Annotated in this window: 21 protein-coding genes; 13 read left to right on the top strand and 8 right to left on the bottom strand. The window is 70.4% G+C overall.

Going from position 1 to position 21,266, the window contains the following annotated elements; genetic code table 11:
* Positions 1-335: 335 nt before the first annotated feature.
* Entirely contained in the window at positions 336-992 is a 657-nt protein-coding gene (locus tag ABZ948_RS30620; RefSeq protein WP_359764942.1) for a PepSY domain-containing protein, read from the bottom strand.
* A gap of 116 nt (positions 993-1,108) precedes the next feature.
* Here ABZ948_RS30620 and ABZ948_RS30615 point away from each other — a divergent pair, with 116 nt between their 5' ends.
* Both ABZ948_RS30615 and ABZ948_RS30610 read left to right on the top strand, forming a co-directional pair.
* Positions 1,109-1,777 carry a response regulator transcription factor gene (locus ABZ948_RS30615; RefSeq protein WP_359764940.1) on the top strand — a complete coding sequence of 223 codons (669 nt, stop codon included), beginning with the start codon at positions 1,109-1,111 and terminating at the stop codon, positions 1,775-1,777.
* Positions 1,774-3,195, top strand: a complete 1,422-nt coding sequence (locus ABZ948_RS30610; protein ID WP_359764938.1) for a sensor histidine kinase — start codon at positions 1,774-1,776, stop codon at positions 3,193-3,195. The genes ABZ948_RS30615 and ABZ948_RS30610 overlap by 4 nt, the downstream gene beginning before the upstream one ends.
* A 42-nt stretch (positions 3,196-3,237) precedes the next feature.
* Here ABZ948_RS30610 and ABZ948_RS30605 read toward each other — a convergent pair whose 3' ends face one another.
* The 4 genes from ABZ948_RS30605 to ABZ948_RS30590 all read right to left on the bottom strand — a co-directional run bounded on the left by ABZ948_RS30605 (position 3,238) and on the right by ABZ948_RS30590 (position 5,912).
* Positions 3,238-3,714 (bottom strand): MarR family winged helix-turn-helix transcriptional regulator, encoded by a 477-nt coding sequence (locus ABZ948_RS30605; protein WP_338783198.1) that lies wholly within the window; start codon positions 3,712-3,714, stop codon positions 3,238-3,240.
* Between the two features lie 116 nt (positions 3,715-3,830).
* Entirely contained in the window at positions 3,831-4,631 is an 801-nt protein-coding gene (locus tag ABZ948_RS30600; protein ID WP_359764935.1) for an AIM24 family protein, read from the bottom strand.
* Positions 4,628-5,278, bottom strand: coding sequence for an AIM24 family protein (locus tag ABZ948_RS30595; protein ID WP_359764933.1), 651 nt, complete (start codon positions 5,276-5,278; stop codon positions 4,628-4,630). The genes ABZ948_RS30600 and ABZ948_RS30595 overlap by 4 nt, the downstream gene beginning before the upstream one ends.
* A 1-nt stretch (position 5,279) precedes the next feature.
* A complete protein-coding gene (locus tag ABZ948_RS30590; RefSeq protein WP_031116419.1) occupies positions 5,280-5,912 on the bottom strand; it encodes an AIM24 family protein in 633 nt (210 codons plus the stop codon).
* Positions 5,913-6,118: 206 nt separating this feature from the next.
* On the opposite strand from ABZ948_RS30590, the gene ABZ948_RS30585 reads away from it, so the two are divergent.
* The 4 genes from ABZ948_RS30585 (at position 6,119) to glxA (ending at position 10,717) form a co-directional block, all read left to right on the top strand.
* On the top strand, positions 6,119-6,463 hold the full coding sequence (locus tag ABZ948_RS30585; RefSeq protein ID WP_359764931.1) for a DUF3817 domain-containing protein: 345 nt from the start codon (positions 6,119-6,121) through the stop codon (positions 6,461-6,463).
* On the top strand, positions 6,460-6,753 hold the full coding sequence (locus ABZ948_RS30580; protein ID WP_030854324.1) for an MTH1187 family thiamine-binding protein: 294 nt from the start codon (positions 6,460-6,462) through the stop codon (positions 6,751-6,753). The genes ABZ948_RS30585 and ABZ948_RS30580 overlap by 4 nt, the downstream gene beginning before the upstream one ends.
* 181 nt (positions 6,754-6,934) lie before the next feature.
* Positions 6,935-8,758: a glycosyltransferase family 2 protein gene (locus ABZ948_RS30575; protein WP_359764928.1), complete on the top strand. Its 1,824-nt coding sequence runs from the start codon at positions 6,935-6,937 to the stop codon at positions 8,756-8,758.
* Between the two features lie 3 nt (positions 8,759-8,761).
* Positions 8,762-10,717 carry a radical copper oxidase GlxA gene (glxA, locus tag ABZ948_RS30570; RefSeq protein ID WP_359764926.1) on the top strand — a complete coding sequence of 652 codons (1,956 nt, stop codon included), beginning with the start codon at positions 8,762-8,764 and terminating at the stop codon, positions 10,715-10,717.
* 12 nt (positions 10,718-10,729) lie between these two features.
* On the opposite strand, the gene ABZ948_RS30565 is transcribed toward glxA, so the two are convergent.
* On the bottom strand, positions 10,730-11,728 hold the full coding sequence (locus ABZ948_RS30565; protein WP_359764924.1) for a glycoside hydrolase family 6 protein: 999 nt from the start codon (positions 11,726-11,728) through the stop codon (positions 10,730-10,732).
* Between the two features lie 182 nt (positions 11,729-11,910).
* Here ABZ948_RS30565 and ABZ948_RS30560 point away from each other — a divergent pair, with 182 nt between their 5' ends.
* The 3 genes from ABZ948_RS30560 to icmA all read left to right on the top strand — a co-directional run bounded on the left by ABZ948_RS30560 (position 11,911) and on the right by icmA (position 14,578).
* Positions 11,911-12,420, top strand: a complete 510-nt coding sequence (locus ABZ948_RS30560) for a MarR family winged helix-turn-helix transcriptional regulator (RefSeq protein ID WP_359764922.1) — start codon at positions 11,911-11,913, stop codon at positions 12,418-12,420.
* A gap of 43 nt (positions 12,421-12,463) precedes the next feature.
* The gene (locus ABZ948_RS30555) at positions 12,464-12,802 is read left to right on the top strand and encodes a DUF3817 domain-containing protein (RefSeq protein ID WP_059418071.1); all 339 of its coding nucleotides are present in this window, start codon (positions 12,464-12,466) and stop codon (positions 12,800-12,802) included.
* A 75-nt stretch (positions 12,803-12,877) separates the two neighbouring features.
* Positions 12,878-14,578 (top strand): coenzyme B12-dependent isobutyryl-CoA mutase large subunit, encoded by a 1,701-nt coding sequence (icmA, locus tag ABZ948_RS30550; protein WP_355713959.1) that lies wholly within the window; start codon positions 12,878-12,880, stop codon positions 14,576-14,578.
* Here the strand turns inward: icmA and ABZ948_RS30545 are convergent.
* Entirely contained in the window at positions 14,554-15,183 is a 630-nt protein-coding gene (locus ABZ948_RS30545; protein WP_359764920.1) for a TetR/AcrR family transcriptional regulator, read from the bottom strand. The genes icmA and ABZ948_RS30545 overlap by 25 nt on opposite strands.
* A gap of 234 nt (positions 15,184-15,417) precedes the next feature.
* On the opposite strand from ABZ948_RS30545, the gene ABZ948_RS30540 reads away from it, so the two are divergent.
* The 4 genes from ABZ948_RS30540 to ABZ948_RS30525 all read left to right on the top strand — a co-directional run bounded on the left by ABZ948_RS30540 (position 15,418) and on the right by ABZ948_RS30525 (position 19,668).
* On the top strand, positions 15,418-16,392 hold the full coding sequence (locus ABZ948_RS30540; protein ID WP_359764918.1) for a tetratricopeptide repeat protein: 975 nt from the start codon (positions 15,418-15,420) through the stop codon (positions 16,390-16,392).
* A gap of 622 nt (positions 16,393-17,014) precedes the next feature.
* On the top strand, positions 17,015-17,647 hold the full coding sequence (locus ABZ948_RS30535) for a DUF6230 family protein (protein ID WP_359764916.1): 633 nt from the start codon (positions 17,015-17,017) through the stop codon (positions 17,645-17,647).
* Between the two features lie 118 nt (positions 17,648-17,765).
* Entirely contained in the window at positions 17,766-18,329 is a 564-nt protein-coding gene (locus ABZ948_RS30530) for a DUF6114 domain-containing protein (protein ID WP_359764915.1), read from the top strand.
* Positions 18,319-19,668 (top strand): relaxase family protein, encoded by a 1,350-nt coding sequence (locus tag ABZ948_RS30525; protein ID WP_359764913.1) that lies wholly within the window; start codon positions 18,319-18,321, stop codon positions 19,666-19,668. The genes ABZ948_RS30530 and ABZ948_RS30525 overlap by 11 nt, the downstream gene beginning before the upstream one ends.
* 107 nt (positions 19,669-19,775) lie before the next feature.
* Here the strand turns inward: ABZ948_RS30525 and pyk are convergent, their stop codons facing one another.
* Positions 19,776-21,200, bottom strand: a complete 1,425-nt coding sequence (gene pyk, locus ABZ948_RS30520; RefSeq protein WP_359764912.1) for a pyruvate kinase — start codon at positions 21,198-21,200, stop codon at positions 19,776-19,778.
* Between the last annotated feature and the right edge of the window lie 66 nt (positions 21,201-21,266).

Genomic DNA, 21,266 nt, shown 5'->3' with positions numbered 1-21,266 from the left:
GGGGGTGTCCGTCCTCGGAACGGCGCGATCGACTTGCGTGCCGACTGACTGTTCGTTGACGCGCCAACCGCTGCGGGCGGACACCCCCCGACACGGCCCCTTGCGCCGTCTCGCGGGTGCGGGCGCGTCGTGGCTGCCGCCGCAGACCCGCCGCCGCGGGCCTCGCCCCCCTGCGGCCCCGCCCGGCTGCGGGCCGCCCGTCCCGCTCAGCTGCGGGCATGCGTGCCGCTAGGGGCGGCACCCGTCCCAAAGAAGCGGCGCCCCGCTCCGCCGGGTTGCGCGACGCCCCGGCGTCAGCATGGACGCCGGGGCGGTTGGGATCGGGCTGTGAGCGGTCAGTCCTGGTCGTCGTTGTCGGCGGCGTCGTCGTCCTGCGCGTCCGAGCGGTCCGCCGTGACCTTGCCCGTCTTGAGGTCGATCTTCCAGTCCTGCTCGGCGCCGCCGGACTTGTGGGTCTCGGCCTCCCAGGACTTGTCCTTGCCGTCCTCGTCCAGGTCGACGGAGGTCACCACGCCCTTGCCGGCGGCAGCCTTCGCGGCCTCCTCGGCGGTCACCGAGGAACCCTTCAGGGCCGCCCGCACCTGCGCCGTGTCGTCCTCGTCGTCGGTGTGCGAACCGATGACCTTGCCGCTGGACGGGTCGACGCTCACGCTGTGCCAGGTGTTGTCGCCGGACAGGACGTCGACCTTCCAGACCACCTTGGCGCTGTCGTCCTCGTCGTCCAGCTCGGCGGAGACGGCCGTACCCGAGGTGTGCTTCAGCGCGGAGGCGATCGCCTCGGGCGCGGTGACCTTGGAGGAAGAGATCCGAGCGTCGTCGTCGCGGTCGTCCGCACCGTCCTGGTCGTCACGGACGTCGTCGCCCGACAGCCGGGTGTCGGCCGTCTGCCGCGCCGAGCCCGTGTCGTCTCCCGTGGTCGCCAGGGCCGTGGCCGTACCGCCTCCGATCAGAGCGGCGGCGGTCACAGCGGCGATCACGATGTTGCGCTTCATGCGGATTCCTCCCGAGTCGTTTTGTTTTCGACGTCTTCGACTCTGGCTGACGGAGGCTGAGAGGAACCTGAAACCCCCTGAAGGGATCTTCAGGTTCCCTTTGCCACTCTTTACTCATGCGCCTGTTGATCGTGGAGGACGAGAAGCGGCTGGCCCTGTCGCTCGCCAGGGGCCTGACGGCCGAGGGGTACGCCGTGGACGTCGTCCACGACGGTCGGGAGGGGCTGCACCAGGCCTCGGAGGGGACGTACGACCTGGTGATCCTCGACATCATGCTGCCCGGCCTCAACGGCTACCGGGTCTGCGCCGCCCTGCGCGCCGCCGGGCACGAGGTGCCGATCCTGATGCTGACCGCCAAGGACGGCGAGTACGACGAGGCCGAGGGGCTCGACACGGGCGCGGACGACTACCTGACCAAGCCGTTCTCGTACGTCGTGCTCGTCGCCCGGATCAAGGCGCTGCTGCGGCGGCGCGGCGTGGGCGCGGGGGCCTCGCCCGTGCATGTGCACGGGGATCTGAAGGTGGACACGGCCGCTCGCCGGGTGTTCCTCGGGGAGGACGAGATCACCCTCACCGCCAAGGAGTTCTCCGTGCTGGAGCAGCTCGTGCTGCGGGCCGGCGAGGTGGTGTCCAAGTCGGAGATCCTGGAGCACGTCTGGGACTTCGCGTACGAGGGCGACCCGAACATCGTCGAGGTGTACGTCAGCACCCTGCGGCGCAAGCTGCGGCCGGGACTGATCCGGACCGTGCGCGGGGCCGGGTACCGGCTGGAGACCTCGCCATGAGGCGGCTCTTCGGGTCCGTACGGGCGCGGGCCACGCTGGCCGCCACGCTCGTGGTCGCGGTGGCGCTCGTCGCGGCCGGGGCCGCCGTGCTGCTGTCCCTGCGGTCGAACCTGATGGGCGAGGCCGGTACGCAGGCGGAGCGCTCCGCGCGGGCGGTCGCCTCCGAGCTCGCCGCCGGCACGCCGTACGACAAGCTGTCGGGGCTGGACGGGGACGTCGGGCCGGTGCAGGTCCTCGACGAGGACAAGCGGCTGGTCGCGGTCAGTGAGGACCTCCAGCGGATCAGCGGTACGGACAGCGCGAAGGTGAAGGCGCAGCCGCCGGCCGCGGCCCCACGCGGGGACGACGATGACGACTCCGACGACACAGGCGACTCCGGCAAGGCCCTCGAACCCGGGGAGATCTCCGGGGAGAGCGTCTTCAGGAACGGGTCGGCGACGGTCGACGGGGACACGGAGGACTACCGGTTCGCCGCCGTGGAGGTGGAGACCCACGACCGGGGGCACCTCAAGGTCTTCGCCGGTGCCCCGCTGGCCGCCGAGCACGGGGCCGTGCGGAGCGCGCTGACGGTGATGCTGATCGGATTCCCGCTGCTGCTGGGCGTCGTCGCGGGCGTGACCTGGCTGGTCACCCGGCGGGCCCTGCGGCCGGTGGAGGGCATCCGGCGCGAGATGGCCGCCATCACCCAGTCCGAGGACCTGGCGCGGCGTGTCCCCGAGCCGGACACCCATGACGAGATCGCCCGGCTCGCCAGCACCACCAACGAGACGCTCGCCGCCCTGGAGACGTCCGTGGAGCGGCAGCGGCGCTTCGTCGCCGACGCCTCCCACGAACTGCGCAGCCCCATCGCCTCGCTGCGGACGCAGCTGGAGGTGGCCGCCGCCCACCCCGAACTGCTGGACCTCGACGGGGCCGTGGAGGACACCGTGCGGCTCCAGCGGCTCGCCGCCGACCTGCTGCTGCTCGCCCGGCTGGACGCCGGGGAGCGGCCCAACGACGCGAAGGTCGACCTCGCCGGGCTCGCCCGGGAGGAGGCCGAGGGGCGGACCGGCGTGACGGTGGACGCGGAGCCGGTGGAGGTGGCCGGATCGCGGGGGCAGTTGGGGCGGGTGCTGGCCAATCTGCTCGACAACGCCCAGCGGCACGCCCGGACGGCCGTCACCGTGAGCGTGCGGCGGGAGGGGGACCGGGCCGTCGTCGGGGTCGCGGACGACGGGGACGGCGTGCCCGAGGTCGACCGGGAGCGGATCTTCGAGCGGTTCGTCCGGCTGGACGCCGCCCGCAGCCGCGACGACGGCGGTGCCGGACTCGGACTCGCCATCGCCCGGGACGTGGCCGTACGGCACGGCGGCACGCTGACGGCCGGACAGGGGCCCGCAGGCGGAGCCCTGTTCGAACTCCGCCTGCCGCTCGCCTAGCCGGGACCGGCCCGGGGCGTGCCGCCGGGCGTCCCGTCCCGGTTACGGGCGCCCGCGCTGGCCGCGCAGGTGCTCCGCGATGGGCTTGAGGGCCTTGTCGAGCTCCGTCAGGGCCTCGGGGGCCAGCAGGTCGATGAAGTGCCTCCGCACGGACGCCACGTGGTGGGGCGCGACCTTCTGCATCGTCGCCATGCCGTGCTCGGTGAGGACCGCGTAGAGCCCCCGGCGGTCGGACTCGCAGTTCTCCCGCCGGACCAGGTTCGCGTTCTCCATGCGCGTGATCTGGTGTGAGAGGCGGCTCTTGGACTGGAGCGTGGCGGAGGCGAGGTCGCTCATCCGCATCCGCTGGTCCTCGGACTCGGAGAGATTCACCAGGATCTCGTAGTCGTTCATTGTCAGGCCGAACGGCTGCAGGTCCTTCTCGAGCTGGTACGTCAACAGCCTGTTGACCTCCAGGTGGGTGCGCCAGGCGCACTGCTCCGCATCGGTCAGCCAGCGAGTGGCCGTCTCGGTCTCCATGAATGAAGTCTACCTAAAAGGTTGAAAGGCGAACTAGTGAGGGTTTTCGCGTGACGCCGCACGCCTGCCGAACGTTGGTGCGCAGGCGTTCGATGTCACACTCCGCAGACTACCGCTCACAGCCCGAAGCGACGCTGGAGGTCCCCCAGCTGTCCGGGAAGACGCGGTACCCCCGACTGTCCGGCCTGGGGGCTGTGCGCCCCGCCGCCGGGCACGCCGGCCTGGTGCGGAACGGCTCCCGTGGCCTGCTCGGCCATCAGGGTCTCGGACGACTGGAGCAGCACCGTGCCTGCCCCGACGAACTCGAACTGGTGCTCCTCGCCGGAGGCTCCGCCGAGGCCCGTCAGCGCACGTAGACCGCCCATCACGCCGGTCATGTACCCGTGGTCGTAGTGGTGGCAGGGGGAGGGGCAGTCGGCCCAGCCGACCAGGGCCTGGGGGTCGACCCGGAGCGGGGGTTCCATGAACACCACCGGCCCGTTCGAGGCGGCCACGAACTTTCCGGTTCCGATGAGGGTCAGAAAACCCGGCACGATTGATTGCTTCAGTGCCAGAGTTGGCTGAAAAGCAAGCAGGTTGCCCGAGCGAATGGTCAGATTGCCGTCCTCCAGGTCGTACGAGTTCACGTCGAAGGCCCGGTCGGCGAGGAGCATCTTGCCCGAGCCCTCCGCCACGACCCAGTCGCTCGCGTGCAGAGGCGAATGAAAGGACGTACGGACAAGACGGTCCAGCCGGCCGTGTCCCACGCCGTTGAAGTCGATCGAGCCGTAGTAGGCGATCATCTTCCCCTTCTGCAGGAACCACTGGCTCCCCTTGAGCTCCACGCAGAAGGTGTAGGGATTGACGTTGTCGTCGGACGGCAGGGTCGACGGGTCGAAGACCGCGGGGCCGGCGCCCGGGGTTCCGTACGTGCTCACAGCTTCTCCTCCGACGCCTGGACGTACACCGCACCGCTGCCGCTGAGCTCCAGCTGGAACGCTTCGCCCGAGCCGCGGCCCACCATGTCCCGCCAGCCGAGGGCGGTGGACAGCTTGTTGCGGACGTCGCCGTGGTGGGCGACGTAGGCCTGCGGGTCCACGTGGACCGGCCGCTGGGGGCTGATCGGGATCTCGATCACCCCGCCGTGGGCCATCACCGCGACGGCCCCGTGCCCCTTGAGCGTGGTCGTGAACAGCCCCTGGCCGCTGACCTGCCCCCGGACCATGCCCATGACGCCGCCCTGCGAGCCCAGGAACATCGTCCCCTGCTGGAGCGTGCCCTCGAAGGCCAGGAGCCGGTCGGCCTCCAGGTACAGCGTGTCGCCGGCGAGCCGGATCACCTGGACGTGGTGCCCGCCGTGCCCGAACAGGACCGTGCCGCTGCCCTCGACGGTCATCAGCGGCGTGTCCTCGTCGGCGACCCGGCGGCCGATCATCGACATGATGCCGCCCTGGCCGCCCGCCATGTTGGGCGTGAAGGACACCTCGCCCCGGTAGGCGAGCATCGCGCCGCGCTGGCTGAACAGCCGCTGCCCCGGCGCGACCGTCGCCTCGACCATCTTCGCGTTGATCTCCCGGAAGGCCATCTCACACGTCTCCCGCGATCGTGTTCCGCTCGCTCGGCTGCACGTACACCAGCCCGTCCCCCTCGAACCGCATCTGGAAGGCCTCGCCGCCGCCCTCTCCGAGCAGCGTGCGGAACGTCACACCGGACTGGAAGGACTGCCGCAGGTTCCCCTGGTGCGCCACGTACGCGCCCGGGTCCACCGTCAGCGGGTACTGCGGGCTGACGCGCAGCACCACGGCCGGACCGTCGGACATGATCGCGGCCTGGCCGTGGCCCTCGACGGTCGTCGTGAAGAGCCCGTTGCCCTGGGAGGCTCCGCGCAGGCCCGTGAACTCCGTCCCCGTGCGCAGCCCGCCGTCGGTCGCGAGCAGGTTGCTCGACTCCACGTAGAGCTTGTCGCCCTGAACGCTGACCAGGTTGATCTCGGAGGCGCGGTCCGCGAACCAGCAGGTGCCGCGGCCCTTCACCTCCATCAACGTCATCTGCTCACCGGTCAGCCGCCGGGTCACCATGCCCCGGATGCCCTCGCCGCCGCCGCTGAGCTTCTTGAAGGCCATCTCGCCGTCGTACGCGACCATCGAGCCGTTCTTCGCCTTCACGGCGTCTCCGGTCATGTCGACGGCGAGCACCTTGCTGCTCTGAAGTCGGAACATCGCCACGTACGCGAAGGTAGCCGCAGGCCGGGCGCTTCGGACAGGGCCCGTGGGTGGAGAACGACCCTGACCGCACCCCTAGGGGCAGCGGAGGCCGACCCCGGGCCGGGGTGCCCGTGGCGGTTTGCCACAATGGGCGGGACGCTTGTGCGTGCGTTCACAAAGCGTCTGGCCCCAGCAAGACCGTCTCCCACCGAAGGTGACCCGTGGACCTCAAGACCGCCACCGCCATCCGCCGCCTCCGCCTGGTCTCGGCGCCCGAGGCGATCTCCTTCCTCCTCCTGCTGGTCTGCTCGGTGCTGAAGCGGACCACCGACTTCAACGCCGTGCCGGTCATGGGCATGGTGCACGGCGTCCTCTTCATCCTGTACGTGATCTTCTGGGCCGACGCGTGGAACCGGACCAAGTGGTCGCTGAAGACGGCCGCGCTGTACTTCGTCCTCTCGGTGCTGCCCGCCGGCGGCTTCTTCGCCGAGCGCAGGCTGCGGCGTGAGGCCGAGGACGCGGTGATCGCCTCCCGCGCCCGCAAGGAAGGCGTGGTGAGCGCGTGATCGTCGCCTTCTCCGTGACGCCGCTGGGCGTCGGGGAGGACGTGGGGGAGTACGTCGCCGACGCCGTGCGGGTGGTCCGGGAGTCGGGCCTGCCGAACCGCACCGACGCGATGTTCACCTCCGTCGAGGGGGAGTGGGACGAGGTCATGGACGTCGTCCGGCGTGCGGTGGCCGCCGTCGAGCGGCGGGCGCCCCGGGTGTCCCTCGTCCTCAAGGCGGACATCCGCCCCGGCGTGACGGACGGCCTCACGTCCAAGGTGGAGACAGTGGAGCGACACCTCGCGGAGTAGTCACCGAAGACCGCAGTGATCACGGAACCCCGGCCCCCACGGGCCGGGGTTCTCGTCGTCCCCGGGCCCCACCCGCCTGGACGCCCCCAGTTCGACACCGTCCCGAAGGTCCACTTTCGTATGGGTATCGGAGCGCCGCAGTACCGCGCTCCGATCGGGTCCCAACCATCTGGAGGGCGCTGTGCGGCCGGAGGGCTACGACTACGACTCCCACAGCCGACTCGCCGGGCCGCTCACGGAGCCGTCCGGTGAGGCGTACCGCGTGCAGTACGCCTCGCTCCTCTCCCGCGAGCCCCGCCGAATACGAGCCGTCCTCCTGATGAGCCTCGCCCCGCTGCTCACCGGCGCCCTGCTGGTCTACCTCGTCTGGCCCACCCACTGGGTGGAGCGCGAGGGCGCCGAACGCTGGCTCATCGGCCTCGACGTCACCATGCTCATAGCGATCGGGCTCATCGAACTCTTCATGCTCGTCAACGTCGTCTCCGTCGCCCACGCCACGATGGTCGCCCGCGACCCCGTCCCCGTCGTCCCGGAACCCGGCACCCGCGTCGCCTTCCTCACCACGTACGTCCCCGGCAAGGAACCCCTCTCCATGGTCCGCGCGACGCTGGAGGGCGCCACCCGCATCCACCACACCGGCCCCCTCGACGTCTGGCTCCTCGACGAGGGCGACGACGACCGGGCCAAGGCCCTGTGCGCGGAGCTCGGCGTCCGGCACTTCACCCGGCTCGGCGTCCCCGAGTGGAACCGCTCCGAGGGCGTCCACAAGGCCCGCACCAAGCACGGGAACTACAACGCCTGGATCGCGATGCACGGCGACGCCTACGACTTCTTCGCCTCCGTCGACACCGACCACGTCCCGCTCCCCGGCTTCCTGGAGCGGATGATGGGCTACTTCCGGGACCCGGACGTGGCCTTCGTCGTCGGTCCCCAGGTGTACGGCAACTACCACAACCCCGTCACCAAGGCCGCCGAGTCCCAGCAGTTCCTCTTCCACGCCCTGATCCAGCGCGCCGGAAACCGCTACCGCGCCCCCATGTTCGTCGGCACCAACAACGTCGTCCGAATCTCCGCCGTCAAGCAGATCGGCGGCCTGTACGACTCCATCACCGAGGACATGGCCACCGGCTTCGAGATCCACCGGCACCGCAACCCGGCCACGGGCCGCCACTGGTGCTCCGTCTACACCCCGGACGTGCTCGCCGTCGGCGAGGGCCCCGCCTCCTGGACGGACTTCTTCACCCAGCAGCTGCGCTGGTCGCGCGGCACCTACGAGACGCTCCTCAAGCAGTACTGGAAGGCGCCCCTGAGCATGCCGCCGGGCCGGCTGCTGTCCTACACGCTGATGCTCGTGTACTACCCGATGACGGCCGTCAACTGGCTGCTCGGCATCCTCAGCTGCTTCCTCTTCCTCTGGTTCGGCGCCTCCGGCACCCAGGTCTCCGCGTCGGTCTGGATGATGCTCTACAGCGACGCCGCCGCCCTCCAGGTCGGCCTGTACCTCTGGAACCGCCGCCACAACGTCAGCCCGCACGAGCCGGAGGGCTCCGGCGGCCTCGCCGGCATGGCCATGTCGGCCCTGTCCGCGCCGATCTACCTCAAGTCCCTCGGCGAGGCCCTGCTGCGCCGCCCCAGCCGCTTCGTCGTCACGCCCAAGGGCGGCGACACCAGCCCCGACCGGCCGGCCACCTTCCGCATCCACCTCTTCTGGGCGGCCCTGCTGGCCACGTCCCTGGCCGCCTCGGTCGCCCTGGACCACACGCACGCCGCGATGCGCACCTGGGCCGTCCTCGCCATGGCCCTCTCCCTGGCCCCGGCCGGGGTGTGGGCCGCCACGCTCCTCAAGGAGTACCGGGAGCGCCGCCCGGAGCCCGCACAGGCGCCCGCGCCCACCCCCACGCACGCGCGCGTGCCGGAGAGCAAGGACCCCGCCCCGGCCACCCCGGCCCTCGCCACCGCGTCCCCGGCGTCCCCCGTCTCCGGCACCCCGACAGGAGGCAACTAGGCCATGGCCTACCAGCTCTCGCAGAAGACCAAGAAGACCGTCCTGGGCATCGGCGGCATCGCGGTCCTGGCGAGCCTCAACGCCCCGGCCGCCCTGGACTTCGTCTCCGAGCAGTACCACGAGTACGAGATCGCCCAGCCCGAGTACAAGGCGAAGTACGGCTCCTGGGACCAGGTCGACATCCCCGAGGAGTACCGCACCAACGCCATCCACGCGGCCCTGCTGCACACCGGCAAGGTGCTCATCGTCGCCGGGTCGGGCAACGAGCAGCGCAAGTTCGACAAGGGCGAGTTCGACACCGTCCTGTGGGACCCGGAGAAGAACACCTTCAAGAAGGTCCCCACCCCGGAGGACTTCTTCTGCGCCGGCCACGCCCAGCTCCCCGACGGCCGCCTGCTCGTGGCCGGCGGCACCGCCCGCTACGAGCTCCTCGACGGCGAGGTGACCCGGGCCGGCGGCGGCATGCGCGTGAAGAACGAGAGCCCCGACAAGGCGGTGTTCCTGAAGAAGGGCACCCGCTTCCGCTCCCCGGCCGGCGTCGAGTACGTCACCAGGTTCGACGTGACCGTCCCCAAGGCCAAGCGCAGCTTCCAGGTCTCGTACAACAGCCGCGGCGTCATGCAGCCCTGGCGCACCAAGGTCACCGCCAGCGAGGCCCGGGTCTTCGTGGAGGCGGTGGACAAGGGCCCGCTGTCGGTCACCCAGAAGCAGGCTCAGTACGAGATCGTCGGCCTGAAGGGCGAGGACGCCGACAACACCTACGGCCTGTCGGAGAAGATCACCCTCGACAAGCAGGACTTCCAGGGCATCCGCGCCGCCTACGAGTTCGACCCGAAGGCCGAGAAGTACGTCCCCGTCGACCCGATGGACAAGGCCCGCTGGTACCCGACCCTGGTCGGCCTCGACGACGGCCGGGTCCTCGCGGTGTCCGGCCTCGACGACGTGGGCATGATCGACCCGGGGGACAACGAGATCTACGACCCGGAGACCAAGAAGTGGTCACCCGGGCCCAAGCGGTACTTCCCGACGTACCCCGCGCTGTTCCTCACCAAGGGCGGCAAGCTGTTCTACTCGGCCTCCAACGCCGGTTACGGGCCCGCCGACCAGGGGCGCGAGCCGGGGCTGTGGGACCTGGAGTCCAACACCTTCCGCAAGGTGCCGGGACTGACGGACCTCGACCAGACCGAGACCTCGGCCTCGGTGCTGCTGCCCCCGGCGCAGGAGCAGAAGGTGATGATCCTGGGCGGAGGCGGCGTCGGCGAGTCGAAGAAATCCACCCCGCGCACGGCCGTCGTGGACCTGAAGAAGGACAACCCGGCCTTCGAGGACGGCCCCGACCTGCCGCAGGGCACCCGCTACCTGAACAGCGTGATCATGCCGGACGACACCGTGTTCACGTCCAACGGCTCGAAGGACTACCGCGGCCGCAGCGCCAGCAACATCCTGCGGGCGCAGTTCTACGACCCGAAGGCCAACGCCTTCCGGGAGGCCGCCGCGCCGAGGGTGGGCCGCAACTACCACTCCGAGGCGCTGCTGCTGCCCGACGGCCGGATCGCCACCTTCGGCTCCGACCCGCTCTTCGACGACCAGCAGAACACCAAGCTGGGCCACTTCGAGCAGCGCATGGAGGTCTTCACCCCGCCCGCGCTGCACCGGAACCCGCAGAACCGGCCCGTGCTGAAGGGCGGGCCGAAGACCCTGGACGACGACCACCGCATCACCTTCCGCACGGACCACCCGGAGCGCGTGGCCGCGGCCCGGCTGATGCGGCCCAGCGCGGTCACGCACACCACGGACGTCGAGCAGCGCTCCATCGAGCTGGACATCACCAGGAAGGGCGACGCGGTGACGTTCGACGTGCCGCGCGATCCGGCGCTCGTGCCGCCCGGCTGGTACATGCTGTTCGTGACGGACGCCGAGGGCACGCCCTCGAAGGCCAAGTGGATCCACGTGGAGTGAGCGGGGGCCGGGTCAGCCCTTGGCGTTGCGCGCCAGCTCCAGGGCGTACTCCGGCCACCAGCGCCCGGCGGCCGGGCCGCCCTCGCAGGTGCCGTCCGACTCGCCGGGCCGCTTGATCCACAGGTAGGCGTCGACGACGGGGTCGCCGGTGTCGGTGGTGGGCGGGGTGCCGAGCGCCCGGCCGGGCGGGTTGCACCAGACGCCGGGCAGGGGGCCGTTGCCGTTGCGGCTGGTGTCGACGACGAAGTGCTTGCCGCCGAGGGCTTCGGCGAGCCGGCCGCCGTACTCGGTGGTGACCTCGTCGGTCTGGAAGTTGGAGACGTTGAGAGCGAAGCCGTCGGCCTGTTCGATCCCGGCCCGCTTCAGCGGCTCGACCAGCTTCTGCGAGTCCTTGATCCAGTCCGCGTTGCCCGCGTCCAGGTAGACCTTGGTGTTCGGCTGCTGCTTCAGCCGGGTGATGGCCTCGCCGAGCAGCTGTTCGCGCTCGGCGTGGTACTCGCCGGGGGTGCAGCCGTCCACGACGTGCGCGACCGCGTCCGGCTCCAGGACGACCAGGGCGTCGGCCTCGCCGAGGGCGTCGGCGAACTTCCCGATCCAGTCCCGGTAGGCGTTCGCGTCGGCGGCCCCGCCCGCGGAGTGCTGGCCGCAGTCCCGGTGCGGGATGTTGTAGGCGACGAAGACCGCCGTCTTCCCCTCCCGGCTCGCGTCCGAGGCCGCCGCCCGCACGGTGGGGGACGGGTCGACCTCGCCCGCCGGCCACAGCGCGACCGGCTGGTCGGCGATCCGCCGGATCAGTTCGGCGTCCTGCCCCCGGCCCTGCCGCTGCCAGAGCTGCGCCTGCCGGGCCGCGGGGCTCTGCGGGTCGACCCAGAAGGGGGAGGTGCCGGCCGCGTAGGCGGCCTTCGTGGTGTCGGCGCCGGGCTCGGACGCCGGGTCGGCCCCGGCGGACGAGCAGCCCGCAGCGAGACCGAGCGCCGCGAGTGCCGCGAGGGCGTGGATCAGCCGGGTCATGCCGCTCCCTGGGAGGAAAGTGACGTTCAGTGATGAATCCGGCATCAATCGTTACACAGAGAAACGAATCGGCAGGGAAAGGACATGGGCCGGCCGCGTCCCCGGCATCGGGGCCGGGGACGGCCGGCCCGAAGGGCGAGACAGGGCTGACCACCATGTGACCGGCCGGTAAGGTCGGGTTCGTGCCGAAGCCGCTCAGTCTCTCCTTCGATCCGATCGCGCGTGCCGACGAACGCTGGAAGCAGCGCTGGGGAAACGTGCCGTCCATGGCCGCGATCACCTCGATCATGCGCGCCCAGCAGATCCTGCTCGCCGAGGTCGACGCGGTGGTCAAGCCCTACGGGCTGACCTTCGCGCGCTACGAGGCGCTGGTGCTGCTCACCTTCTCCAAGTCCGGCGAGCTGCCGATGTCCAAGATCGGCGAGCGGCTCATGGTGCATCCCACGTCCGTGACGAACACCGTGGACCGCCTGGTCAGGTCGGGCCTGGTGGACAAGCGCCCGAACCCCAACGACGGGCGAGGCACCCTCGCCAGCATCACCGCCAAGGGTCGCGAGGTCGTCGAGGCGGCCACCCGCGACCTGATGGCGATGGACTTCGGGCTCGGCGTGTACGACGCCGAGGAGTGCGCGGAGATCTTCGCGATGCTGCGCCCGCTGCGGGTCGCGGCGGGCGACTTCGAGGAGCAGTGACCCCGGGCGAGATCTCCCGGAACGGGTCGTTACGCTCGACGGCATGAAAAAGAGCGTGCTGACCCGCTATCGCGTGATGGCCTACGTCACCGGCGTACTGCTGGTCCTGCTGACCCTCGGCATGATCGGCAAGTATGTGCTCGACCTGAACGGCGCCGCCGACTTCACGCGCGTCGTCAGCATCGCGCACGGCTGGCTGTACGTCGTGTACCTGATCTTCGCCTTCGATCTGGGCTCCAAGGCCAAGTGGCGGGTGGGCAAGCAGATCTGGGTGCTGCTCGCCGGGACCATCCCGACGGCCGCGTTCTTCGTGGAGCGCAAGATCAGCCGCGAGCTCGAGGCCAGGGTCGCGGAGGACTCGCCCGCGACCGTCAAGGCGTAACCGGACCGCCGTACGGACGAACGTGCGGCGGTCAGCCATCGACATTTACTAGGACGTCCAAGTAAATTCGAAGGTATGGACGCTGACGCCATCGAGGAGGGCCGCCGCCGCTGGCAGGCCCGGTACGACGCCGCGCGCAAGCGCGAGGCCGACTTCACGACGCTCTCCGGCGATGCCGTGGAGCCGGTGTACGGGCCCCGGCCCGGGGACAGGTACGACGGGTTCGAGCGGATCGGCTGGCCCGGGGAGTACCCCTTCACCCGCGGCCTGTACGCGACCGGCTACCGAGGGCGGACGTGGACCATCCGGCAGTTCGCCGGGTTCGGCAACGCCGAGCAGACCAACGAGCGCTACAAGATGATCCTCCGCAACGGCGGGGGCGGGCTCTCGGTCGCCTTCGACATGCCGACCCTCATGGGCCGCGACTCCGACGACCCGCGCTCCCTGGGCGAGGTCGGGCACTGCGGCGTCGCCATCGACTCGGCCGCCGACATGGAGGTCCTGTTCAAGGACATCCCGCTGGGTGACGTCACGACGTCGATGACCATCAGCGGCCCGGCCGTCCCCGTCTTCTGCATGTACCTGGTCGCCGCCGAACGGCAGGGCGTCGACCCGTCCGTCCTCAACGGCACGCTCCAGACGGACATCTTCAAGGAGTACATCGCCCAGAAGGAGTGGCTCTTCCAGCCCGAGCCGCACCTGCGGCTGATCGGCGACCTGATGGAGCACTGCGCGGCCGGCATTCCCGCCTACAAGCCGCTGTCCGTCTCCGGCTACCACATCCGCGAGGCCGGGGCGACGGCCGCGCAGGAGCTGGCGTACACGCTGGCCGACGGCTTCGGATACGTGGAGCTGGGGCTGTCGCGCGGACTGGACATAGACGTCTTCGCCCCCGGCCTGTCCTTCTTCTTCGACGCGCACGTCGACTTCTTCGAGGAGATCGCCAAGTTCCGGGCGGCCCGGCGCATCTGGGCCCGCTGGATGCGCGACGTCTACGGGGCGACGTCCGAGAAGGCCCAGTGGCTGCGCTTCCACACCCAGACCGCCGGCGTCTCCCTCACGGCGCAGCAGCCGTACAACAACGTCGTGCGGACGGCGGTGGAGGCCCTCGCCGCCGTGCTCGGCGGGACGAACTCGCTGCACACCAACGCCCTCGACGAGACCCTCGCCCTGCCGAGCGAGCAGGCCGCGGAGATCGCGCTGCGCACGCAGCAGGTGCTGATGGAGGAGACCGGCGTCGCCAACGTCGCCGACCCGCTGGGCGGTTCCTGGTACGTCGAGCAGCTGACCGACCGGATCGAGGCGGACGCCGAGAAGATCTTCGAGCAGATCAGGGAGCGGGGGCTGCGGGCGCACCCCGACGGCCGGCACCCCATCGGCCCGATCACCTCCGGCATCCTGCGCGGCATCGAGGACGGCTGGTTCACCGGCGAGATCGCCGAGTCGGCGTTCCGGTACCAGCAGGCGCTGGAGAAGGGCGACAAGAAGGTCGTCGGCGTGAACGTCCACACCGGATCGGTCACCGGCGACCTGGAGATCCTGCGGGTCAGCCACGAGGTGGAGCGGGAGCAGGTGCGGGTGCTCGGCGAGCGGAAGGCGGCACGCGACGACGCCCGGGTGCGGGCCGCGCTCGACGACATGATCGCCGCGGCGCGCTCGGACGCGAACATGATCGAGCCGATGCTGGAGGCGGTGCGGGCGGAAGCCACCCTCGGGGAGATCTGCGGGGTGCTGCGGGACGAGTGGGGGGTCTACACCGAACCCGCCGGGTTCTGAGTCAGTCCCTGCAGCAGCACCCTGGTGAAGCCGCGGACCCATTCCTCGTCCGCCGGTTCCGCGCTCACCAGGGTGCGGTGCACCACCGCTCCCGCGACCATGTCGAAGATCAGGTCGACCGTGCGGGCGGCCGACCGCGGGTCCGGCTCCGGGGGGAGTTCGCCCCGCGCCTGGGCCCGGGCGCGGCCCTCCAGGACCAGGCGCTTCTGGCGGTCGACCACGGACGCGCGGATGCGCTCCCGCAGGGCCTCGTCGCGGGTCGCCTCCGCCACCACCGCCATCAGGCCGCTCCTCGCCGCGGGGAGGGCCAGGATCGCGGCGAACTGCAGCACCACACCCTCGATGTCGGCGGCCAGGGAGCCGCGGTCCGGGAGTTCCAGCTCGTCGAAGAGCTCCGCCACCGCGTCGACGACCAGTTCGTTCTTGCCCGCCCAGCGGCGGTAGAGCGTCGTCTTGGCAACCCCGGCGCGCGTCGCGACGTCTCCCAGGGTGAGCTTCGACCAGCCCAGCTCCACGAGGGCCGCCCGCGTCGCGGCCAGGATCGCGGCGTCCGCCGCGGCGCTGCGCGGGCGCCCGGCGCGGCCGGCTGGGCTGCGGGTCTGCATCCCCCGACCATAGACCCGCGGTTCCCGTGCGGACCGTGAGAGAGATCACCGGAGGGTGGTGTCCCGACGGCCCGACGTGCCATTACGCTACGACTCGTAGCGAAAGCCCGTGCGGGACGTACACGGGCTTCGACCACGCGGCGCGGGTGGGGACCCGGCGCCGAGAGGCACCCGACCGGCCTGGCTTTCACACCGTTTTTCACACACGCGCGCAGTACGGGGGAGGATAGGCGCATGCAGCCACGGAACATGTCCATGAGCGGAGTCGTCGACCTCGCCGCGGTGAAGGCGGCCCAGGAGGCCAAGGCGAAGGCGGAGCAGGCGCGCGCCCAGGCCGCGCGGGAGGGCGGCACGGGGGCGATCTCCCCGGCCGACCTCGTCATCGACGTCGATGAGGCGGGGTTCGAGAGGGACGTCCTCCAGCGCTCCGCCGAGGTGCCCGTCGTCATCGACTTCTGGGCCGAGTGGTGTCAGCCCTGCAAGCAGCTGAGCCCGGTCCTTGAGCGGCTGGCCGTCGAGTACAACGGCCGCATCCTGCTCGCCAAGATCGACGTCGACGCCAACCAGATGCTGATGCAGCAGTTCGGCATCCAGGGGATCCCCGCGGTCTTCGCGGTCGTCGCCGGGCAGGCGCTGCCGCTCTTCCAGGGGGCCGCGGGCGAGGAGCAGATCCGGCAGACCCTGGACCAGCTGGTGCAGGTCGCCGAGCAGCGCTTCGGCCTGACCGGTCTCACCGTCGACCCCGAGGCCGAGCCGGGCGGCGCCCAGGCGGCCCCCGAGCGGCCGGCCGGTCCGTACGACGGCCTCCTGGAGGCCGCCGTGCAGGCGCTGGACTCGGGCGACCTGGGCGGTGCCGTCCAGGCCTACAAGAACGTGCTGAACGAGGACCCGGGCAACGAGGAGGCCAAACTGGGCCTCGCGCAGGCCGAGTTGCTCCAGCGGGTGCAGGGCGTCGACCCGCAGCGGGTGCGCAAGGAGGCGGCGGAGAAGCCGGCCGACGTGCAGGCGCAGATCGCCGCCGCCGACCTGGATCTGGTGGGCGGCCACGTGGAGGACGCCTTCGGCCGGCTCATCGAGACCGTGCAGCGCACGGTGGGTGACGACCGGGACACCGTCAGGATGCGGCTGCTGGAGCTGTTCGAGGTCGTCGGGCCCGAGGATCCGCGGGTGATCGCGGCGCGCAGGGCCCTGGCTCGCGCCCTGTTCTGACCAGTCGTTAAACACGCGGGCATGTGGTGCCCGCGTGAAAAGTTTGCCGACAGAGCGTCACTGCGGCCGCGCTTTACCAAAACTTGGTAATCGCGGCCGCTGTTACTGCGAGTAAGTCATGGGCGTTGATCTGTCGGATTCTGTCCATCGATCAACAGCTTTGTACCGCCGCCCGGCGCCACCCTGTGTCGCCGACCGAGACCGATGGGTCGTTGTTCGGTTATCCGGCCGTTACTAGCCAGTAACGATCCCCCTTGTGCGGGCGGCGAGAATGCACCACGATCGGCCACGCTCGGTCCATTCCCGTACCCCGGCAGCCGGTTGGGTCGCGGGACGTCCTGGGTCCCCACCGAGCAGAGCCGGCGGCAGTGGCGCCGGCTCTTGGACAGGGGGGTCTTCGCCCGTCCGGCGAAGCCTGTCCAGCAGGGTTGTGCGTGATGCGTGTCAGGCGCGACCAGTGGTTGTCGCTCGGGGGTGATCGCCGGTGATTCGGGCGCTAGTTGCGCCGCCGAGTGCAGGCGCTCTCCTTCCCGAGGACGTAGCACTTCTCCCATCCCTGCCCGGCTGAGCCGCGACTCGGGGCGAGCCAGGACAGGAGATGTACGTCCGAGAAGGAGGAAATATGGAGTCCCAGGTGCGTGGCGGGACCAGATGGAAGCGGTTCGCTGTGGTCATGGTGCCCAGCGTCGCCGCCACGGCTGCGATAGGTGTCGCCCTCGCGCAGGGCGCTCTCGCCGCGTCGTTCAGCGTCTCCGGGCAGTCGTTCAAGGTCACGACCAAGGAGCTCGTCGGTACGGGCTTCTCGCAGTACGGCGCCCTCGACGAGGGTTACACCATGGACGGCAAGAAGGCCGTCCACCCGGTCGCGGTCTCGTCGTTCAAGCAGGCGACGATCAAGGACCTGTGCCAGTCGGTCGTCACCCCGAACATTCCGGTGCTCGGGAACGTCAGCCTGATCCTGCGTGCGGGTCAGGGTGCCAAGCCGGTCGAGGCCCAGAACCTCTACATCGATGTCGCCGACCTCGAGGCCGACGCGACGTTCGAGAACATCGACATCGGTGTGGCCGCCAAGGACGCCAACAAGGGTCCGGCCATGAGGAAGGGCGAGACGGCGAACCCGTACGGCTTCGCCCAGCAGGCGGACCGGGCGATCCTGACCGACGTGAAGCAGACGGCGTGGGCGACCACCGCCGGAACCTTCAAGCTCAGCGGCCTGAAGATGTCGCTGTCGACGGGTGTCAAGGAGTGCTACTAAGCACTCGATGACGGGCGGGGGAGCCGGTGGCGCCCCCGCCCGTCCACCTTCCGGCCGCGCCTTCACGCGCGGCCCACATCACCACCACAGCAACGCCGTACCAGGGAGCTGTTTTTCCATGAGCGCCGAGACTCCTGCCGCAGACGGCCAGTTCACTCTCCGGAGGCAGCAGTTCCGCGCCTGGCGGGGTACGCGGCCGTTCTGGGCCGGCCTGTTCGTCCTGCTCAGCGGCCTGCCCATCGCCTACTTCCCGTACGCGAACCTCCAGATCGGTCACCTGACGCTGGCGATGGCGACCACCGCGGGTGCCGGGTCCCTGATCATCGGCGTGCTGCTCGTCGTGCTGGGCGTCAGCCTCTGGTTCCAGAAGCACGTCCGCGTCTTCGCGGGAGTCGCGGCCATCCTGCTGGCGCTGGTGTCCATCCCCGTGTCCAACCTCGGCGGCTTCCTCATCGGCTTCCTCCTCGCCCTCGTGGGCGGGGCGATGGCCGTGGCCTGGGCGCCGGGCGCACCGCCCGCCGGGCAGCTCGCCACCCACGCCAGCACCGGCGCGGGCGGGGCTCCGGAGGCCACGGACCACGACACCACGGTGCTCAAGCCCGTGGTCGGGCTGGACAAGCCGAACGATCTGTCAGGAACGAACCCGGCCAACGGGGCGAACGGGAGGCACAGTGCCGGCTGACGAGGTGACCCACGGGGCTGATGTGGAGGCGTCCCGTGTGAGAACCGGGCCGCGCCACGCGGCACCCAAGAAGCCGCTGTTCACCAGGTTCAGCAGGCCGACCGGCAAGGCGATAGCCATGGCGGCGATGCCGACGGCGGTCCTCATGGGGATGGGCTTCACGTCCACGCTCGCCATCGCCGACAGCAACAACCCGGCGACGCCGACGTCGAAGAGCCTGACGGCCGACGAGTACAAGGACTGCGTGGCTGCCCTGGAGGGCGCCAAGGACGGGGACTCCGCCTCGCCCACGCCGTCGCCCTCGGCCAGTGACGGCGCGACGGACGGCAAGGACGACAAGGGCGACACGGCTCCCACGCCGTCCCCCTCGGCCACTCCGGGCGGTTCCGGCGACGACGGTTCCTCTTCGCCGGATTCAGGTTCCGGCGACAAGGACGAGCCGGCGCCGACCCCGTCCGCGAGCGCGCCCGCCGAGGGCGGCGACGACGCGGCGGCCACGCCGTCCCCCTCGCCGTCCGAGAGCGGCGGCAACCTGCTGGAGGACATCGGCGACGCCATCGGGGGCATCTTCGACGGCGGGAACAAGGGCGGCGCGAGCCCGAGCCCCACCCCGTCCGCCTCGTCGTCCGGGACCCCGGAGAGCACCGAGGGGGCCGAGAAGCCCGCCGAGGACGCCTCCGGCACCGTGCGCGAGACGACCGAGAAGGCCGTCGGCGCCGCCGAGGACGCCGTCAAGGACACCACCGGCAAGGCGTCCGGCACGGTCGAGGACACCACCAAGGCGGTCGAGAAGGCGGCGCAGGAGGCGGCGGACAAGGCCACCGCCACCCCCAGCCCGTCCGCGAGCCCGACCACGGACCCCGACGACTGCCCGGCCGCCACCGACGCCGAGGGCGGCGTCGACAACAAGGTGCCGCTGCCCGACGACCCCTGGTACCTCAACGCCAGCTCGCTGACGCTGAAGGGCGCCGACTACAAGGGCGTCGTCGAGGTGCGCACCGCCAACGGCACCGTCAAGAAGGTCCTGAAGTACGTCATCTCCGGCGGCACCGACATCGGTGACCTCCACCAGACGGTCAAGGACAAGCAGTCCGGCAAGACCTACCACGTGCAGGCGGCCAAGGGCTCGACGTCCACGATCCGCGACGGCGACACGGTGATGTACACGGAGAGCATCTCGGGCAACCTGCTCGGGCTGATCCCGATCACCTTCGACCCGGAGCACCCGCCGCCGCTGAACATCCCGCTGATCTACTTCACCAACGTGAAGGTCACCCAGGCGGGCCAGTTCGGCGGGACCCTGCACGTGCCCGGGCTGCACAACTACATCACCGACTGAGCGCCCCCCAGAGCCCGTTCGGGAGCCGCACACACCGAGGGCGCCCCCTGTATCCCAGGGGGCGCCCTCGGCGTCGTACAGCGGCCCTCAGGGGCCGTCCGACGCGATCAGCTCTTGGTGCCCAGGTGGTGGACCCGCACCATGTTGGTGGTGCCGGGGACGCCGGGGGGCGAACCGGCGGTGATGACCGCGATGTCGCCCTCGTTGAAGCGGTTGAGCTTGACCAGCTCCTGGTCCACCAGGTCGACCATCTCGTCGGTGCTGTTCACGAACGGCACCACGTACGGCTCCACGCCCCAGCTGAGCGCCATCTGGTTGCGGGTGCCCTCGTCGGTGGTGAAGGCGACGATCGGCTGGGCGGCGCGGTAGCGGCACAGCCGGCGGGCGGTGTCGCCGGACTGGGTGAAGGCCACCAGGACCCGGCCGCCGAGGAAGTCGGCGATCTCGCACGCGGCCCGGGCCACCGAACCGCCCTGCGTGCGCGGCTTCTTGCCCGGGACGAGCGGCTGCAGGCCCTTGGACATCAGCTCCTGCTCGGCCGCGGTGACGATCTTCGACATCGTCTTCACGGTCTCGATCGGGTAGGCGCCCACGCTCGACTCGGCGGACAGCATGACCGCGTCGGCGCCGTCCAGGATCGCGTTGGCCACGTCGGAGGCCTCGGCGCGGGTCGGACGGGAGTTGGTGATCATCGACTCCATCATCTGGGTCGCCACGATCACCGGCTTGGCGTTGCGCCGGCACAGCTCGATCAGGCGCTTCTGCACCATGGGGACCTTCTCGAGCGGGTACTCGACGGCGAGGTCACCGCGGGCGACCATCACGCCGTCGAACGCCATCACGACGTCCTCCATGTTCTGCACCGCCTGCGGCTTCTCCACCTTGGCGATGACCGGGACGCGACGGCCCTCCTCGTCCATGACGCGGTGCACGTCCTGGACGTCCTTGGCGTCGCGGACGAAGGACAGCGCGACCAGGTCGCAGCCCATGCGCAGCGCGAAGCGGAGGTCCTCGACGTCCTTCTCGCTCAGCGCGGGCACGTTGACGGCCGCGCCGGGCAGGTTGATGCCCTTGTGGTCGGAGATGACGCCGCCCTCGATGACGATCGTCTTCACCCGGGGGCCCTCGACCTCGGTGACCTTCAGCTCGACGTTGCCGTCGTTGATGAGGACCTGGTCGCCCTTGTTCACGTCGCCGGGCAGACCCTTGTAGGTCGTCCCGCAGATCGTCTTGTCGCCCGGGACGTCCTCGGTGGTGATGGTGAACTCGTCACCGCGGACCAGCTCCACGGGGCCCTCGGCGAAGGTCTCCAGGCGGATCTTCGGGCCCTGGAGGTCGGCGAGGACCCCGATGGCCCGGCCGGTCTCCTTGGCGGCGGCACGGACCCGGTCGTACCGGCCCTGGTGCTCGGCGTGCGTGCCGTGGCTGAAGTTGAAGCGGGCCACGTTCATGCCGGCTTCGATCAACGCGACAAGCTGCTCGTGGGAGTCGACCGCGGGGCCGAGAGTACAGACGATTTTCGAACGGCGCATGGGGGCGATCCTATCGGTTTGTTTCGCAACGGAATATTCCGTCTGGCGGAAAATACAAAAGGGCGG

The sequence above is a fragment of the Streptomyces olindensis genome (assembly GCF_040645895.1).
Classification (GTDB): domain Bacteria; phylum Actinomycetota; class Actinomycetes; order Streptomycetales; family Streptomycetaceae; genus Streptomyces; species Streptomyces olindensis.
This window is presented reverse-complemented; position numbering and strand designations above follow the sequence as displayed.